Raw genomic sequence first — 16,944 nt, forward strand, 5'->3', positions numbered from 1 at the left:
ATGCATATTCTCAAGATTTGTCACGATTACCCTAATTATTACCGTCAGAGTTCGGGCTTCTTTTGTCATCAGCAAGCCCAAGCCGTTTCTGGGTTTTGCCGCGTTGGAGTTTTAGCTATTGAGTTAATCTCCCCCCAGTTAATTTTTAAAAGAGGCCTAAAAATAGGCATACAGCCATCTACAGACCAAAGATTAAATCAATTAGTATTTTTGTTTCCTAACATTCCAAAGGTGATTCGACTTCAGTATGCCATTAGATTGGCATTAGGTAAATACTTATTCGATAAATACATAAAAGATTTTGGAAAGCCTGACTTAATACACCTACACGTTTATGTTATGGGAGAACTGGCTGCGTGGATAAAAGAAAAATACGATATACCTATTGTCTACACAGAACATTTTAGCAATGTTTCTCGCAATCAGCTCACGAGATCAGGTAATTACGCGATTAACCGGGTTATTGCAACTTCCGATTATAGAATAGCAGTAAGCAAGCAGTTTAAGAATTTGTTGGAAAATAAATATCACGTGAAATTCAATTATGTCCCAAACTTGTATCAAAGTGATATTTTTTATTACACCTCTCCGGTGAAAAATAATAATTATTTTACATTCATTAATGTTGGTTATTTAAACAAGAACAAAAATCACCTTAGATTATTAAAAGCTTTCAAACAAGTCCATAATCAGATTCCCCATGTACGACTAATAATCGTTGGGAGTGGTCCTGAAAAGGCCAATTTAACATCATTTATAAGAAAAAACTGTCTTGAAAAAAATGTGATATTAGCTGGTGAAAAAAATAGTATACAGTTAAAAAGCTTATTTGATAAGTCTCATGTTAAAGTACTGTCAAGTAATATTGAAACTTTTGGGGTTGTATTAATCGAAGCGATGGCGTGTGGGCTTCCTATCATTTCAACAAAGTCTGGCGGTCCGGAGTCTATAATTGAAAATGAATCTCTCGGCATTTTGGTCGAAAAGGAAGATTACGATTTATATTTAGCTATGAAAAAAGTTTTAGAAAATTATAATAATTATAATTTAAAACTAATTTCAGAAAATGCCTTGCTCAAATACTCATATAATGCGATAGGTAAAAGATTATTTAACATATACACCCAATGCTTACTCGATTACTAAGATGGCTATTATTTATCGGGGTTTTCTTTGGCCCGTACGCTCATGTCTTTTATCAAAAACTACATTTGATAAGGATCGTAGCGCCTTTAACTATTTTGTTTCTATTAGTAAGTAAAACGAGACTAAATAAATTACAAGCCTATTCAGCCACATTTTTCATTTTTTATTATTTGTACACGTCTTCAATTTCTTTGTTTAGAATAGAGCAAGTGGAGCTAAGTTCATTCTTAAATTTCAGTATTCTTCTTTGTGTCATAATCAGCGTTATTGGAATCTCTTCGAAAGAGAACGGAAAATTTTTGAGGGATTTAAACGCATTTTTATCAATTTATCTGATTGCATCTTTTTCGCTTGCCGTTTACGAACATATAACATTAAAGCACCTTCCTCTTTCAGCGTCATACCTGGTCACAACTATTTGGGATGGTTATTACCATGCTCCTTCAGGATTTTTTACTAATCAAAATGATTTTGCATTGGTTTTCGTAATGGCAACGATGTTTAAGTTAAGCTATCTAAAAAAAGGTAAAAAAAATCATTTAATCAATTGGTTGCTAATAATTATGTGCCTATGGATAACACATGTCACCGGTTCAAGGCTTAACCTTATGGGTTTTATCATCTTTCTCGCTTTCTATTTTAGATTTTGGGAACTGAAAAAGTTGCTTCTTATTGGAATATCGTCCATCATCATTATTTCTTTTTTTAGTTATATCTTCGTTAATAGCTCATTCTCTTTAAAGGGGCATTCAACCAATACCAGGATTAACTTATACTATCAGGCCTTATTATCTATTCCTGAAAGTTACGGAGTCGGTTATGGAATCGATTTGTCAAAAAATTTTTATCAAGATAGGCCTTCTAATGCTGGTATATCAAATTTTATTAATCCCCACAGTTATATATTTGAGCTACTAATCAACAGTGGTATTCTAACCTTTATTGTATACTTATCACTTTATGCCTTGATTTTAAGAAAAGCTATTGTTTTCAAAACTAGATTGGATATCTTTATACAACTTATTCTTTACAATTTATTACTTTTTTCATCCAGCAGTAGTCTTTTTCTATGGCCACATTATTTCTTTTTCGTAGTTTATATTAATTATGAATTTTTAAAACCAAAAGATGATTGAGCGCATTCTGCATTTCCTACTTATAATATTTAGTTTTTCATTGCCTTTTGGCCTTAATTATTCCAAATGGGTAATACCTTTGATCATTATAATAATATTTGTTCATTTCATAAGGACGAGAAACTATTATCCCCCTAATAACTATCAATTTTTTTTGGCTAGTTACTTTTTCCTGTATTTGATTTCCTATTTAGTTAATTTCCAATCCGGAAACTTCATTGCTATTGAAAAGAGACTCTCATTTATTTTATGGCCTGTTCTATTATTATTTTTCAACCCAAACCTCGTACAGACAAAGATTAAGCAATCATTTGTTTATGGATGCGCAACGGCTATTTTAATCAACTTTGCAAATGCCATATGGCATTCTTTAGAGTTACGGGAGGGTGTGTTAATTTTTGATGCCTCAGTCTATGGAGATACGGATTTCTTTTTCTCAATCAATCACGTGGGTAACTATTTCTTTTATTCCTATTTTTCCTCTTTCTTACATCCTTCATATGCTTCAATATACTACATTTTTTCCCTAGTATTAAGCCATTTTATCAAAATTAGATATAAATACTCTATTCAGAGCATTCTGTTAATGGGTATTATATTAAATTCGTCAAGGATTGGGTATGTGATTTTATTCTTGATACTCATAACATATTTCATTTACATCCTGGTATACCAGAAGAATAAAAGATTGCTAATAGTAGTCACTGTGACTTTTATAATACTGTCAACGGCATTGAGCTTTCATCCACGAGTACAGGATTCCATAAAAAATCCATCCGGATTTTTTGATGGGGAGAAATATAAAAGAATAAAAATATGGGAAACTTCAATGCAATTAATAGGTGAAAATCCTTTTTGGGGCGTTGGTGTTAATAATGTGCAATTAAGAATGCGTGAGATGTACAATATAAAAAACCATGAAGAACTATATGAAAAGAATTACAACGCTCACAATTTGTATTTTGATACTTATCTGGCAATTGGTGTTTTTGGTTTCTTCGTACTTCTAGCAATTTTTTACTTATCCACCTATCTAGCTTACAAGAACAAGAATTATGAGCTTCTTTTCTTTGGAATTATTTTTGGGATATTTGGTTTAGTTGAATCCAATCTTTCACTTTATGCAGGTGTTTCCTTCTTTTCTTTCTTTTTAGTAATGCTATCTAAAAAAATATGATATACTAGTTCTTATGTATTTCAATATTAAATTGTTTTCTTATTTTATATCATTGAGACCTTCCAAATAAATTAAATTATGAAAAAACATCTTATCTGCCACCTAACAAGTGCTCATTCCAGATATGATACAAGAATATTTCTTAAAGAGTGTCATTCTCTTAAAAAGAATTCGTATGATGTAATATTCATTGTTGCAGATGGATTAGGTGATGAGATTATTAATGGTATCCAAATTCTGGACGTGGGCTTATCTAAACCAGGTAAGATACAAAGAATGATTTCAACTACAAGAAGAGTATATCTAAAAGCTAAGTCTTTGAAGGCCGACCTATATCATTTTCATGACCCTGAAATGATGCCCTACATGCTAATATTGAAGTTGAGTGGAAGAAAGGTAGTTATGGATATTCACGAGTTTTTCCCGAAGCAAGTTATCACGAAGGATTATATTCCTAAATTCATTAGACCCGCCTTAAGTATGATCGTTGCAAAAATAGAGAAATTAACTGCAAAACAAATGTCAGGAGTAATTGTGGCTTTACCAAATTTGAAGATTCAATTTAAACAAGTAAACGAGAATACAGCATTAGTTCAGAATTACCCCATATTATCTGAATTAAAAACAGATGGTAATGCTCTTCCTTACTCGAAAAGAGAAAGGGCAGTTGCATTTGTGGGCGGAATTACTAAAATAAGAGGTTTAGATTACTTGGTAAAGTCTTTAGAAATATCAAAAGTGAAGTTATATTTGGCAGGAAATTGTGCTTCAGAGCCATATTATAATTATTTAAAATCGTTACCTGGTTGGAAGTTTGTAGTTGAATTAGGACAGATATCTAGAGAGGATGTTTCAGTTTTACTAAATAGAGTGATGGCAGGATATGTGACTTACCTTCCTGCTCCCAATCATATTGAGGCACAACCCACAAAAATGTTTGAATATATGTCTGCAAGCTTACCCGTAATATGCTCTAATTTTCCTTTATGGCGGTCCATTGTAGATGATAAATGTGGAATTGCAGTCGACCCTGTAAATATCGATGACATCGCTCTAGCAACAAAAAGCATCACTGAAAATGAATCTCTATGGAATAAATTTAGTGCTGTGGGTCAGAATTTAATTGAAAACAAGTATAATTGGGAACATGAGGAAAAAGCTCTATTAGATTCTTATAAAAACATTTTATCATGAAAATATTAACTGTAATTGGTGCAAGACCTCAATTTATTAAAGCGGCTGTGGTATCTAAAGCAATACTTGATAAACCTGGGGTTGAAGAGATAGTTGTACATACTGGTCAACATTTTGACCCCAATATGTCAGAAATTTTTTTTAATCAGCTTAATATTCCTAAACCAAAGTACAACTACAATATTAATGGTATGTCTCATGGGGCAATGACAGGGAAAATGCTCGAAAAAATTGAAGAGACACTTTTAGCTGAGAGGCCTGATGTAGTATTGGTATATGGTGATACAAATAGCACATTAGCAGGAGCTTTAGCTGCTAAGAAACTACATATAAAAGTAGCCCATGTAGAGGCTGGATTGAGAAGCTTTAATATGGAAATGCCAGAAGAAATAAATCGAATTTTAACCGATCGAGTTAGTGATGTTTTATTCTGCCCTACAGAAACGGCTATAAATAACCTTAAAAATGAAGGTTACGCTAACTTTGATTGTGAAATAGTAAACTCGGGTGATGTTATGTATGATTCCTCTTTATTATTTAAAGAGATTTCAGATAAAGACATAAATAATTCGAAAAACATACCTTTAACGGACTACGTTTTAGGAACTATCCACAGAGCTGAAAACACGGATGATACCAGTAGGTTAAAAAGTATTATTGAAGGCCTGAATGAAATACATAACACCTTGATCAAGGTTCTGGTACCGCTACATCCAAGAACAAGGAAAATTATTAGCGATAACAACATAGATATTGATTTTGAGATTATTGATCCCGTAGGTTATTTAGAAATGCTTCAACTTATAAGTAAAGCAAGTCTAATAATTACTGACAGTGGTGGATTGCAAAAGGAAGCCTATTTTTTTAAGAAATTATGCGTAACCATGCGAGATCAAACAGAATGGATCGAATTAATCAAAAATAATTACAATGTTTTGGTAGGAGCAAATCATGATAGAATTGTCGAGAAAACTAAGGAATTTTTAGAAGGAGGAAAGCATTTTGATAAGCTGCTTTATGGTAACGGAAAATCTGCAAGTAAGATTGTAAATCACTTGTTTGATAATCTATAATTATTTACTCATCTTGAAAACTTTTTTTATGACAAATAATTACAATAAGATTTTAGTATTAGCTCCCCACACAGATGACGGAGAATTAGGGGCCGGAGGAACTATAGCTAAATTTCTAGAACAAGGCTCGGAGATAACCTACGTTGCCTTTTCTACAGCAGGTGATTCTGTTCCAAAGCATTTACCAAGAGATATATTAAAAACTGAGGTCAAGCAGGCAACGAATGTCCTAGGTATTAAAGAAGAAAATTTGATTATCTATGACTATGCAGTTAGAAAATTAAATTATGTACGACAAGAAATTTTAGAGAATTTAATTGAATTACGAGCGCAAAAAGATTTTGACTTAATCCTTATCCCTTCTATTAATGATATCCATCAAGATCATCTAACAATTGCACAGGAGGGAATTCGTGCATTCAAGCAATACAATATATGGGGTTATGAATTGATTTGGAATAACTTACAATTTAATACAACTTGTTTTGTTAAACTTGATTTGTCTCATGTACAGTCAAAGGTAAATGCATTGAAAATGTATAAATCACAAGGATTTAGAGATTATATGTCTTCAGAATTCATTCATGCACATGCAAAAACAAGAGGGGTGCAAATTGGGTGCAATTATGCTGAGGCATTCGAAGTAATAAGGTCAATAAATTAATACTAATATGTTAAAGTTAAAAGATATTATCTCAGAAATCAAATATAGTTCATTTATTGGCGCGGAGGAGACTAGAATTGAAAAACTAGCCCCAGCAAAAGACTTTCAAAATTTTACGTCTGCAACTTTATGTTGGGTCAGCAAGAAACATGAAGCTATTATATCTGATATTAAATCAGGTTCAATAATTTGTGGTCAAGATGTAGACAGTTCCCTCCTAAAAGATAATTGTAATTATATTCTAGTAAAAGACCCAAGAAATACGTTCTCTGAGATAATTAATAAATTTTTTAAAAAGCAGGATCCGGTCGGCATTAGTAAAAGTGCCAAAATAGAAGAGGATGTGCAAGTAGGTCAAAACGTATGGTTAGGTGAAAATGTTGTGATTGAAAGTGGTTGTATTATAGGAGACAATGTGAAAATTAGCCATAATTCAGTAATTAAAAGTGAGACCATAATAGAAGAAAATGTTACTATCGGATCAAATACCACCATAGGAGGAGTTGGTTTTGGTTATGAAAAAGATGAAAAAGGTTTTTTTTATCTCATTAATCATATTGGAAATGTAGTGTTAAAGAGAAATGTGGAAATCGGTAACAACGTTTGTATTGATAGAGCAGTTTTAGGAAGTACCTTGTTGGGTGAGAATGTAAAAGTAGATAACCTTGTTCACATAGCACATGGAGTAGATATCGGAGAAAACTCTGTGGTTATTGCAAATGCAATGGTTGCTGGCAGTGTTGAGATTGGAGCAAACACTTGGGTTGCCCCATCATCATCTATACTTAATGGGCTGAAAATTGGTTCTGATACCCTAATAGGTATTGGTGCAGTAGTTCGAAAAAATGTTGAGGATTCTGACATAATTGTAGGAAACCCAGGTAAAAGCATCAAGAGAAAATGAAAAATAATACCAAGAAAACGATTTGGATGTTTTTCCAAGAAGGTGGTACTCCCACCAATAACTCTTTTTGTAGACATCACTTTTTAGCGCTTGAGTGGATAAAGTTAGGATATGAAGTGAAAATATTTGTGGGGAGTTTTTCACATTTATCTTCAACGGAGGTTAAATTTAACAAATGGTTCAATGAAGAACAGATTAATGGAGTTGATTACTATTATGTCAAAACACCTGTCTATTCTAACACAAGCGGATTAGTACGAATATATTCTTGGCTTTTAACTAGTTTAAGGCTACTTTTTTATAAAGCAGCGAAAGGCTCACAACCTGACTACCTTCTTCTATCTTCCATGCCCATGTTTGCCATGATTAATGCTTTGATATTTAAGAGGAAATACAAATCCAAGAGGATAATTTTTGAAAAATTGAATTTCCATGGATTGGTAGATCGCAAAAAAATGCCTGAGTTTATTAGCAAGCAAGATATTATAGTTTATCCATCATAAAATGAAAGCTTTGGAGTTTCAACATTGGAGGCAATGGCAATGAAGAAACCAGTGGTAGCCTCTAAAATACAAGGACTAGCGGAAATTATGGAAGATGGCAAAACAGGTTTACTATTCAAAGTAGGCGACTACAAGATGTTAGCAGAAAGTATTTCATGATTAATTGAAAATGAAAATTTTCGATATGAAATTCCTAATAATGCATACGAAATAGTACACAAGAAATATAACTGAGATTACTGTGTAAATACGATGTTAGATATATATAAAAAAATATTATGAAAGTTTGGGTGTTTTTTCAAGATGGTGGTACTCCTGATCAAGGATGGGGTGAGAGACATTATTATATTTCTCAATCTCTACTTCATAAAAATGATTTATCTTATGAAATTTTTGCTGCTAATAATTCTCACCTATTTAAAAAAAATAAAAATTTTAAAGGATTATATAAAAAATGCAATGAAAATGGTACTTTCTATAATTGGATCAAAATTCCTTCATATAAAAAGTCTATATCACTCAAAAGAATACTTTCTTGGTTTTGGTTTACCATTATGACCTTTATTATTGGCATATTCAAAAAAAAACCAGATATAATTATAGTTTCAAGTATACCACTTTTCCCGATCTATTCAGCATTAGTCTTTAAGTTTCTATTTCGTACAAAAATAATATTCGAAATAAGAGATATTTGGCCATTAAGTGTATTAGAATTATCAACAATAAAAGCCTCTCATCCTTTTATTAAGTTATTAGCCTACACAGAACGAATTGCCTATAAGAATTCAGATCATATTGTCTCAGTTCTTAATAATGCAGACAGACATATAAAATCAATAATCCCTAACAAAAAATTTAGCTTTACCTGGATTTCAAATGGATACTTCCCGGCATCAACAAAAGTTTATGAAGAGTTTAATATTAAGCTAAAGTATAAGACTATAGCATACACAGGAACAATTGGAGAAGCTAATGCTCTTGAATATTTATTTGATGCCTTTATTGAATTAATCGAAGAAGGTCACGAAATCCAACTCATTATAGCAGGAAGTGGCCCATTGGCGGAAGAGTTTAAAGAAAAATATGCTTGTTCTCAAATCAAATTTTTAGGAAAAATAGATAAAAGTGCTGTTTCAGAATTATTACGGAAAGTTGACGCATCTTACATTGGTTCGCGAAATAAAAATCTTTATCAATACGGGGTTTCTGCAAACAAAATCTTTGAATATATGAATGCTGGTAAACCCATACTATATAGTGGGCTTTCAAATAATTTGATTGAAAAACATCGCTTGGGTTTAACATGTGTACCTGAAGATTCACAAGATATCAAGAAGGGAATTATGCAAATCTTAAATCTGTCAAAAAATACACAAGAAGAAATAAGAATTCGTTCAAAAGAGATACTTCAAAGCAATTTTACATACAGAGTACTTTCTGAGAAATATTATAAACTTTTAAAGGAATTAAGTTAAATTCGATCACAATTTTCAAAATAACTAAAATGTTACTAATCACAGGAGGTTCAGGATTTATAGGTTCATATTTTAATGAAAAAATGTATACAGAAATAATCAATTTTGATTTGAGAAAACCTATTCATCCAACAAAGCATAAATATATCAAAGGAGATATTTGTAATTATGATGAGTTAAATAAAACTGTAAAAGAAAATAATATCCAGACAATAATTCATCTAGCAGCTGCTCATCATGATTTTGGAATATCGGAAGATGAATATTTTAAAGTGAATGAGTTTGGGACTGAAAATATTTGTAAGGTAGCAGAAGAGAACAACATAAAACGGATTGTATTTTACTCATCCGTTGCAGTTTATGGTGATAATAAAAAGCCCTCAACTGAAGAAATGACTCCAATTCCTTCAAACCATTATGGTGCATCTAAACTCGCAGGTGAAGCTAAACTGAAAAAATGGGCGGATAAGGAAGGGAATCAAGCAATTGTCATTAGGCCCTGTTTAGTTTACGGTCCTCGTAATACAGCAAATATGTATAATCTGATTAAGCAAATTGATTCGGGTAATTTTTTTAATGTAGGAAAAGGGAATAATGTAAAGTCAATCTGCTTTGTAGAAAATATAGTAGAGGCGACAATCCATTTGATGAATACCGATCCCCACAAAGGCTTCAGTTTTTATAATTATGCTGATTCCCCTCAACTGACTTCGAAAGAAACTGCTAACCACATTTCTGAATGTTTAGGAAAGAAAAAGCCGGTTAGTGTACCGAAATTTTTACTGCAAATTGGTGCTATCCCATTTGACATATTGATTAAAGTTACAGGAAAAAATCTACCTGTATCATCAGCTAGAGTGAATAAATTTGCAACTGAGACATACCATAAAGCAGAGAAGATTTTAAAAACTGGATTCAAACCAAGATATGATAATTACCAAGGTTTAAAAAAGATGGTTGAATGGTATAAAGTCATTAAAAATGGTTGATACCTTGAAAACACTTTTATAAAAATTTATGTAAGGTGTAATTATAAAAATTAGATAGTTCCTAAAAACCCGTTAAATTTGTTGAACTTTTAATAGCTAACTGCCATATTATTAGCTATCAAAATTTACATATATTAGAATTTAATTATGCCCCAAACCCTCGCTAGTTTAATAACATCATTTATATTAACCTTTTTGGTAACGCCATTGGTTATAAACTTTTTTAAGAAAAAGAATATAATGGATAAACCTGGTGGAAGAAAAATCCATACAGGTGATACACCTTCGATGGGAGGGATAGCAATTTTTATGGGAATGATAATTGCACTACTGATCTGGATGCCAATGCTTGGGTTACAAAGGTTTAAATTCTTTTATGGTGCAATAGGAATTATGTTCATAGTTGGACTGAGGGATGATTTGGTTCCTGTAAGACCAATAGTAAAACTTGCAGCCCAATTATTATCTTCTTGTATGGTGATCTTCCTTATGGATATTAAATTAAACTCTTTATATGGAGTATTAACTATTGAAGAAATTCCTTATATAATAAGCTTTTTCTTATCATTATTTACCTTAATAGTTGTCACTAACTCCTATAATTTAATTGATGGATTGGATGGTTTAGCAAGTAGTATTGGTATAATAGCTTTTTTCTTTTTTGGGATTTATTTCTTTTTAGTCGGGCAAACTTATTATTCTATGGTATGCTTTGCATTCATTGGAGCTTTAATCGCCTTTCTCAACTTTAATTGGGAACCTTCTCGCATATTTATGGGAGATACTGGAGCATTATTAATTGGTTTTGCATTAGCTGTAGTTACTATCAAATTCATTGATTATAATCATTATCTGCCAGCTGAAACTCCTTTTAAACTTAATTCATCAATCGCTGTTGGAATCTCTGTAATAATTATACCACTATTCGATACATTGAGAGTATTTATCTCAAGAGCAATTAAGAAAAAATCTCCATTCTCTCCTGATAAAACACATATCCATCATATCTTGATGCGACTTGGTTTTAGTCACTCTGGAACCACATTAATTATGATTGCAACTAATATTGTGATTATATGCATAGCTTTAGCACTAGACTTTTTAGGTGACAATATTTTAGTCCCAACAATAATTGTATTATGCATTCTCCTAAGCTTAATGCTTGATCAAATACTACAGGCTAATATTAGAAGAAAAAAGAAAGAAGTGGTGAAGAACTTTAGAAGAGATTAAATAAAAAAGGAGCTATAAAGCTCCTTTTTTTATTGTGTTATATACGTTATCTCTATTTATTCAACTGTAACGGATTTTGCCAAATTCCGAGGTTGATCTACATTAGCTCCTCTCATTACGGCTATATGATATGATAATAACTGCAATGGAATAGTTGATACCATTGGCATTAAAGCTTCATGTGTACCAGGAACTTCAATGGTATGGTCTACCATAGATGGAATCAATGAATCTCCTTCTGAAACCACAGCTATGACTTTTCCTTTTCTAGCTTTTACTTCCTGAATATTAGATACGATCTTATCATAAGAACTATCTCTTGTGGCAATTACCACTACTGGCATTTCCTCATCGATTAAAGCAATTGGACCATGCTTCATCTCAGCTGCAGGATAGCCTTCTGCATGTATATATGATATTTCTTTTAATTTCAATGCTCCTTCTAAAGCCACAGGGAAATTGTAACCTCTTCCTAAATACAAGAAATTTCTTGCATCTTTAAATAACTCAGCAATACCTTCAACTTGCTTATCGGTTTTTAAAGCTTTTTCAACTTTTGCTGGTATATTCTCTAAATCAACTAATATTTCTCTATATCTCTGTTCAGCAATTGTTCCTTTCCTAAAAGCAGTTTTTAATGCTATCATTGTGAGAACTGTTAACTGAGCTGTAAAGGCCTTTGTACTTGCCACACCGATTTCTGGACCTGCATGGGTATAAACTCCTTCATGAGAAACTCTAGATATAGAAGACCCTACTACATTACATACTCCTAAAACTATGGCTCCTTTAGACTTTGCTAATTCCATAGCTGCTAAAGTATCTGCGGTTTCTCCCGATTGAGAAATAGCAATTACTATATCTCCTTCTTTTATTACTGGGTTTCTATACCTAAACTCTGAAGCATATTCAACTTCAACAGGTATCCTGCAAAATTCTTCGAAAATATATTCTGCAACTAAGCCTGCATGCCAAGAAGTTCCGCAAGCTACAATTACAATTCTTTCAGCATTAATTAGAGCATTTGAATAATCTCTAATACCGCCTAGTACTAACTTTCCTTCATTAGCCATTAAACGACCTCTGAAACAATCTTTAATTGACTTAGGCTGCTCAAAGATCTCTTTCAACATGAAATGCTCGAAACCACCTTTTTCGATAGCTTCTAATTCCATATCCACTTTTTGGATATAAGGAGTCATTTTAACATCTTTAGTATCCCTGATGCTTATATCACCATCTTTAATTAAAGCAATTTCATAATCATTTACATAAATGACTTCATTAGTATATTCTACTATTGGAGTAGCATCTGATGCTAAAAAATATTCACCTTTTCCAACTCCAATTACTAAAGGGCTTCCTTTTCTCGCTGCAATAAGCTGATTAGGGTGATCCTTTGACATAACAACAATAGCATACGCTCCTATCACTTTCGTTAGTGCTAATCTAACTGCCTCCTCAAGAGATCCGTCATTATTTTTATAAATATCTTCAATGAAATTTATAAAAACTTCTGTATCAGTTTCACTTTTGAATGTGTATCCTTTATTCTCTAGATCTTTTCTTAATGAAGAATAATTCTCAATGATTCCGTTGTGAATAATTGCTAAATCACCACTTTGAGAAAAATGGGGATGTGCATTTTCATCACTAGGAGCCCCATGCGTTGCCCATCTAGTGTGACCAATTCCAATGGTACTCTTTGTGTTTTTATCTTTTAAAAAGGATTCTAATTCTGCAACCTTTCCCTGCTTTTTATAAATATTTAATCCATCATTCATTAGTGCAATTCCAGCACTATCATATCCTCTATATTCAAGTCTTTTTAAACCTTTTAATATGATCTCAGAAGCATTCTGATGACCAATATATGCTACAATTCCACACATATTCTAATTATTTAAATGTTGTGTAATAGATTCTTATTTTGATATTCTCTTTATCTACAAAGAAATGATCAAAGTTACCTAAATTAATTTTTGGAACTTCATTAAATGGAGTTGAGTTTCTTCTTATAAACTGGCCTGTAAATATGAAATCATAGTCAGGATTCCATAAACCAGGATTATTATAAATCTCTTGTAAAAAGAAACTTATATCTCCTTTAATTTCCTTCTTACCCTCATCATAAGAAAGTGCAATTGGAGTTGATGCTCCATTAGGATTTACTGGTAATCCACCACTTCCGAAATTGGCTTGAAATGCCCAGAAATCCTCTCCTTGTTTTTCAATATTTCCATCTTCTCCTAAAATGTAAGGAATGATATTATTCGCGGGCCTTATTTGATTCGTTTGATTATCCTCTAAAACAAAATCAGGGCTACTGATAACTAACTCTGCTCTATTTATCTGCATAAATTCAACAGTATCCAAGAACGTAAGATAGTTTGACAATTTTACTTTAGGGGAGATTCCAAGCATATTGTTAAAATAAGCTTTAGAATCATCAGCTAATTCAAATTCTTCTTTACCAGAATAATTCATTGGAATCATAGAACCCGGCTGGAAATCAACTTGAGTAAAACTAGATCCCGATAAAGATAATTGTACACTTCCTAATGTGTCTAATTCTGGAGATTCATAAATGACCTCAAGATAGGACTCTCCATCTGCCAAATTTATACCCTGAATATTGTTCAAATCTGAACCAAGTTCAATTTTAAAACCTTTCAAAGCATTGTAAATATCAATTGAATTATTATCTGAATCATTGATAAGATTTAATATTTCACTACCTAAATCATTAGTAATAGGGACAAAATACTCAATTGAATCAATTGGACTTACAAAAATATTGGCATCTGTAGATACTTTACTATCAACTGGAAATTGATCGAATATCCCGTAGAATTCTCCACTGATACTTAATGTATCAGCTAGTTGACTAATTACAAAATTTTGTAGATTTGAAAATTCAGAGCCATAATAGTAATTGAATCCTAATTTTAATCTGGTTTGCGTTACTGAAGCATTACTTGGAATGCTGTCTCTTCTAAAATCATTATCAAGCAATAACCCAAAATAACCACTTGCAGAAAAATCTCCAATTAAAGGATCATTCTGTTTCCCTACAAAAATTTGCCCTCTTGAACCCGCAACAGCATTTGTGCTTACGATTAATGAATCGAAAGCTGTATGATTCATCTCCAATGGTATTTCCACAAATCTGATTTCTGTGCTATTACCACCGGGTACTAAATCACCTTCAACTTCAATAGGTTCCTCACATGAGACGAAAAAAAAGGCCAGCAGGATAGCTGGCCCTGATAAAAATGTTCTTGCAGTATTAACCTGCCAATTCTGTATATAGGTTGAAATAAGACTCTTCAAAGTCTTCTCCTTTTTCAATAGTGTCAACTTTCTTTTCTTTTTCGAATGTTGAAAATAATTCATCAAGGTTTTCTTTAAACTCATCACCTGCTTTAATAACTGCATCTGCATATTCTGCACCGATTTTTATGAACCCTTCATAGTCGGCTGATTCTAAGTGTGACAACATGCTATCATCTATATCAAGCATTTTTACTTTGTCCACTAAATCTGTCCCAAATTTATGAGAGAATTCTGTATTATACACAGTAAATACAGATTTTGCATCTTTAAATATTGGGTCATTTTTATAAGTGGTCTTTAAGTACATTGGAATCAAGCTAGTCATCCAGTCATTACAATGTACTACATCAGGAGCCCACCCTAATTTCTTAACTGTCTCTAACGCTCCTTTGCAGAAAAATATTGCTCTCTCATCGTTGTCTGGATAGAAATTATTTTCCTTATCATGAAATACAAATTTACGCTGAAAATAATCTTCATTATCAATGAAATAAACCTGAAGTTTAGCATTAGGTATAGAAGCTACCTTTATGATTAAAGGTTTTTCCTCCTCTCCCACTGAGATATTTATTCCAGAAAGACGAACCACTTCGTGTAGTCTGTTCTTTCTTTCATTGATCAGCCCGAAGCGAGGCACTAAAATACGAATTTCCATTCCTCTTTCCTGCATGGCTTGAGGGAGCTTTCGTACAAATTCTGCTACTTCTGATGTTTTTAAAAATGGATTGATTTCATTGGCTACGTAAAGAATTCGAAGCTTTGACATATGCTTATTGGATTTGATTAATTCATAAACGAAGCACAAAAATACAAAAAAATACTCACTTTCCATTATTTTTTTGATTAAACAGCTAGATTTGTTCTGAAACTTTATAATTTAGCGCATTTTTTATGATTACAACGGGCTCAATCGCTGAAATTCAATCACTTATTAGAAAATATAAAGCTGAAGGTAAAAAAATCGGCTTTGTCCCTACTATGGGAGCGCTTCATGACGGACACTTAAGTTTGGTAAATAAGGCTAGAGAAAAATCTGACATTGTTGTGTCTAGCATTTATGTAAATCCTACTCAATTCAATAATCAAGAAGACTTACAACATTACCCAAGAAAGACGGAACAGGATAAAAGTCTTTTAGGCAATTGTGGTTGTGACATTTTATTTCTTCCATCTGATGAAATCATGTATGCAGATAAAAGCATTATTTCTTTTGACTTTGGCCCATTAGATAAAGTGATGGAAGGGGAATTCCGGCCTGGCCATTTTAGCGGGGTAGCATTAATCGTTTCCAAACTATTTAACATTGTTCAGCCTGACTTTGCTTTTTTTGGGCAAAAAGACTTACAGCAATTATCCATTATCAAAACATTAGTTAAGGATTTATTATTCAATATTGAGATTGTAAGCGTCCCAATTAAAAGAGAAACTCATGGTTTAGCTATGTCATCTAGAAATGAGCGTTTATCAGAAGAAGATAGAAAAGAGGCTAAAATATTCTATGAAGCCTTAAATGCCGCGAAAAATATTATCTCTGAGAAAAAATCAACAGAGGAAGCCAAATCTAAAGTTCAGGAGCTATTTAAAAACCATAAAGCCGAATTAGAATATTTTGAAATCGTAAGCGATAAAGATTTACTTCCTAAATCTGAGAACTACTTAGCCCCAGATACCGTTCTTTGCATAGCAGGGTTTATAGGAAATGTGAGATTAATAGATAACATGTATATTATTTCTTAACTTTGCGGCCAAATTGAAGAGTAGAGTATGTTAATCGAAGTTTGCAAATCAAAAATTCACAGAGTAAAGGTTACTCAGGCAGAATTACATTATGTAGGAAGTATTACCATTGATGAGGACTTAATGGAAGCCTCCAACATAATTGAAAACGAGAAAGTACAAATAGTCAACATCAATAATGGTGAAAGACTAGAAACTTACGTTATCAAAGGAGAAAGAGGCTCTGGGATGGTCTGCCTAAATGGCCCTGCTGCAAGAAGAGTACAAGTAGGTGATATTATTATTATCATCAGCTATGCTCAAATGGAGTTTGAAGAAGCTAAATCTTTTAAACCTTCCTTGATATTCCCTGATGCTAACAACAAATTATCTTAATC

The 16,944-nt window shown here is 32.4% G+C and carries 16 protein-coding genes and 1 pseudogene; 14 read left to right on the plus strand and 3 right to left on the minus strand.

The features are described from left to right. The 12 genes and pseudogenes from QYS47_RS17130 to QYS47_RS17185 all read left to right on the plus strand — a co-directional run bounded on the left by QYS47_RS17130 (position 1) and on the right by QYS47_RS17185 (position 11,494). The gene (locus QYS47_RS17130; RefSeq protein WP_322348408.1) at positions 1 to 1,146 is read left to right on the plus strand and encodes a glycosyltransferase; all 1,146 of its coding nucleotides are present in this window, start codon (positions 1 to 3) and stop codon (positions 1,144 to 1,146) included. 191 nt (positions 1,147 to 1,337) lie between these two features. Beyond that, positions 1,338 to 2,282: an O-antigen ligase family protein gene (locus QYS47_RS17135; RefSeq protein ID WP_322347242.1), complete on the plus strand. Its 945-nt coding sequence runs from the start codon at positions 1,338 to 1,340 to the stop codon at positions 2,280 to 2,282. A gap of 586 nt (positions 2,283 to 2,868) precedes the next feature. After that, positions 2,869 to 3,459 carry an O-antigen ligase family protein gene (locus QYS47_RS17140; protein WP_322347243.1) on the plus strand — a complete coding sequence of 197 codons (591 nt, stop codon included), beginning with the start codon at positions 2,869 to 2,871 and terminating at the stop codon, positions 3,457 to 3,459. Between the two features lie 78 nt (positions 3,460 to 3,537). Next, entirely contained in the window at positions 3,538 to 4,653 is a 1,116-nt protein-coding gene (locus QYS47_RS17145) for a glycosyltransferase (protein ID WP_322347244.1), read from the plus strand. After that, entirely contained in the window at positions 4,650 to 5,726 is a 1,077-nt protein-coding gene (gene wecB / locus QYS47_RS17150) for a non-hydrolyzing UDP-N-acetylglucosamine 2-epimerase (RefSeq protein ID WP_322347245.1), read from the plus strand. Before QYS47_RS17145 ends, wecB begins: the two co-directional genes overlap by 4 nt. A gap of 28 nt (positions 5,727 to 5,754) precedes the next feature. Next, positions 5,755 to 6,390, plus strand: coding sequence for a PIG-L deacetylase family protein (locus QYS47_RS17155; protein ID WP_322347246.1), 636 nt, complete (start codon positions 5,755 to 5,757; stop codon positions 6,388 to 6,390). A gap of 7 nt (positions 6,391 to 6,397) precedes the next feature. Next, complete coding sequence (locus QYS47_RS17160; RefSeq protein ID WP_322347247.1) at positions 6,398 to 7,294, plus strand: DapH/DapD/GlmU-related protein; 897 nt, start codon at positions 6,398 to 6,400, stop codon at positions 7,292 to 7,294. Then, positions 7,291 to 7,797 (plus strand): glycosyltransferase family protein, encoded by a 507-nt coding sequence (locus QYS47_RS17165; protein WP_322347248.1) that lies wholly within the window; start codon positions 7,291 to 7,293, stop codon positions 7,795 to 7,797. Before QYS47_RS17160 ends, QYS47_RS17165 begins: the two co-directional genes overlap by 4 nt. A gap of 15 nt (positions 7,798 to 7,812) precedes the next feature. Continuing rightward, positions 7,813 to 7,956: pseudogene (locus QYS47_RS17170) on the plus strand (glycosyltransferase); the annotation flags it as partial. A 119-nt stretch (positions 7,957 to 8,075) separates the two neighbouring features. Then, on the plus strand, positions 8,076 to 9,272 hold the full coding sequence (locus QYS47_RS17175; RefSeq protein ID WP_302122426.1) for a glycosyltransferase family 4 protein: 1,197 nt from the start codon (positions 8,076 to 8,078) through the stop codon (positions 9,270 to 9,272). A gap of 29 nt (positions 9,273 to 9,301) precedes the next feature. Next, entirely contained in the window at positions 9,302 to 10,261 is a 960-nt protein-coding gene (locus tag QYS47_RS17180; protein WP_322347249.1) for an NAD-dependent epimerase/dehydratase family protein, read from the plus strand. Positions 10,262 to 10,501: 240 nt separating this feature from the next. After that, positions 10,502 to 11,494 carry an MraY family glycosyltransferase gene (locus QYS47_RS17185; RefSeq protein ID WP_322347250.1) on the plus strand — a complete coding sequence of 331 codons (993 nt, stop codon included), beginning with the start codon at positions 10,502 to 10,504 and terminating at the stop codon, positions 11,492 to 11,494. 56 nt (positions 11,495 to 11,550) lie between these two features. Here QYS47_RS17185 and glmS read toward each other — a convergent pair whose 3' ends face one another. Genes glmS through QYS47_RS17200 form a run of 3 tightly spaced genes read right to left on the minus strand, consistent with a single transcriptional unit; the run spans position 11,551 to position 15,596 of the window. Beyond that, the gene (glmS, locus tag QYS47_RS17190) at positions 11,551 to 13,386 is read right to left on the minus strand and encodes a glutamine--fructose-6-phosphate transaminase (isomerizing) (protein WP_322347251.1); all 1,836 of its coding nucleotides are present in this window, start codon (positions 13,384 to 13,386) and stop codon (positions 11,551 to 11,553) included. A gap of 7 nt (positions 13,387 to 13,393) precedes the next feature. Beyond that, positions 13,394 to 14,827 carry a DUF4270 family protein gene (locus QYS47_RS17195; protein WP_322347252.1) on the minus strand — a complete coding sequence of 478 codons (1,434 nt, stop codon included), beginning with the start codon at positions 14,825 to 14,827 and terminating at the stop codon, positions 13,394 to 13,396. Continuing rightward, the gene (locus QYS47_RS17200) at positions 14,784 to 15,596 is read right to left on the minus strand and encodes a glycogen/starch synthase (RefSeq protein ID WP_308358393.1); all 813 of its coding nucleotides are present in this window, start codon (positions 15,594 to 15,596) and stop codon (positions 14,784 to 14,786) included. Before QYS47_RS17200 ends, QYS47_RS17195 begins: the two co-directional genes overlap by 44 nt. Before the next feature lie 125 nt (positions 15,597 to 15,721). Between QYS47_RS17200 and panC the strand changes: the two genes are divergently transcribed. Both panC and panD read left to right on the plus strand, forming a co-directional pair. Next, positions 15,722 to 16,567 carry a pantoate--beta-alanine ligase gene (panC, locus tag QYS47_RS17205; protein ID WP_322347253.1) on the plus strand — a complete coding sequence of 282 codons (846 nt, stop codon included), beginning with the start codon at positions 15,722 to 15,724 and terminating at the stop codon, positions 16,565 to 16,567. 27 nt (positions 16,568 to 16,594) lie between these two features. Continuing rightward, a complete protein-coding gene (panD, locus tag QYS47_RS17210) occupies positions 16,595 to 16,942 on the plus strand; it encodes an aspartate 1-decarboxylase (RefSeq protein WP_322347254.1) in 348 nt (115 codons plus the stop codon). The last annotated feature ends 2 nt before the right edge of the window (positions 16,943 to 16,944 follow it).

Source organism: Marivirga arenosa (assembly GCF_030503875.2).
GTDB classification, from domain to species: Bacteria; Bacteroidota; Bacteroidia; order Cytophagales; family Cyclobacteriaceae; genus Marivirga; species Marivirga arenosa.

What these genes read in the sequence shown, in the direction of transcription:
- wecB (WP_322347245.1), top strand. Translation starts at nt 4,650, where the DNA reads ATGAAAATATTAACTGTAATTGGTGCAAGACCTCAATTTATTAAAGCG.
- QYS47_RS17185 (WP_322347250.1), top strand. Translation starts at nt 10,502, where the DNA reads ATGGATAAACCTGGTGGAAGAAAAATCCATACAGGTGATACACCTTCG.
- QYS47_RS17140 (WP_322347243.1), top strand. Translation starts at nt 2,869, where the DNA reads ATGGGTATTATATTAAATTCGTCAAGGATTGGGTATGTGATTTTATTC.
- panC (WP_322347253.1), top strand. Translation starts at nt 15,722, where the DNA reads ATGATTACAACGGGCTCAATCGCTGAAATTCAATCACTTATTAGAAAA.
- QYS47_RS17155 (WP_322347246.1), top strand. Translation starts at nt 5,755, where the DNA reads ATGACAAATAATTACAATAAGATTTTAGTATTAGCTCCCCACACAGAT.
- QYS47_RS17200 (WP_308358393.1), bottom strand. Translation starts at nt 15,596, where the DNA reads ATGTCAAAGCTTCGAATTCTTTACGTAGCCAATGAAATCAATCCATTT.
- QYS47_RS17130 (WP_322348408.1), top strand. Translation starts at nt 1, where the DNA reads ATGCATATTCTCAAGATTTGTCACGATTACCCTAATTATTACCGTCAG.
- QYS47_RS17165 (WP_322347248.1), top strand. Translation starts at nt 7,291, where the DNA reads ATGAAAAATAATACCAAGAAAACGATTTGGATGTTTTTCCAAGAAGGT.
- QYS47_RS17160 (WP_322347247.1), top strand. Translation starts at nt 6,398, where the DNA reads ATGTTAAAGTTAAAAGATATTATCTCAGAAATCAAATATAGTTCATTT.
- QYS47_RS17175 (WP_302122426.1), top strand. Translation starts at nt 8,076, where the DNA reads ATGAAAGTTTGGGTGTTTTTTCAAGATGGTGGTACTCCTGATCAAGGA.
- QYS47_RS17145 (WP_322347244.1), top strand. Translation starts at nt 3,538, where the DNA reads ATGAAAAAACATCTTATCTGCCACCTAACAAGTGCTCATTCCAGATAT.
- glmS (WP_322347251.1), bottom strand. Translation starts at nt 13,386, where the DNA reads ATGTGTGGAATTGTAGCATATATTGGTCATCAGAATGCTTCTGAGATC.
- QYS47_RS17180 (WP_322347249.1), top strand. Translation starts at nt 9,302, where the DNA reads ATGTTACTAATCACAGGAGGTTCAGGATTTATAGGTTCATATTTTAAT.
- panD (WP_322347254.1), top strand. Translation starts at nt 16,595, where the DNA reads ATGTTAATCGAAGTTTGCAAATCAAAAATTCACAGAGTAAAGGTTACT.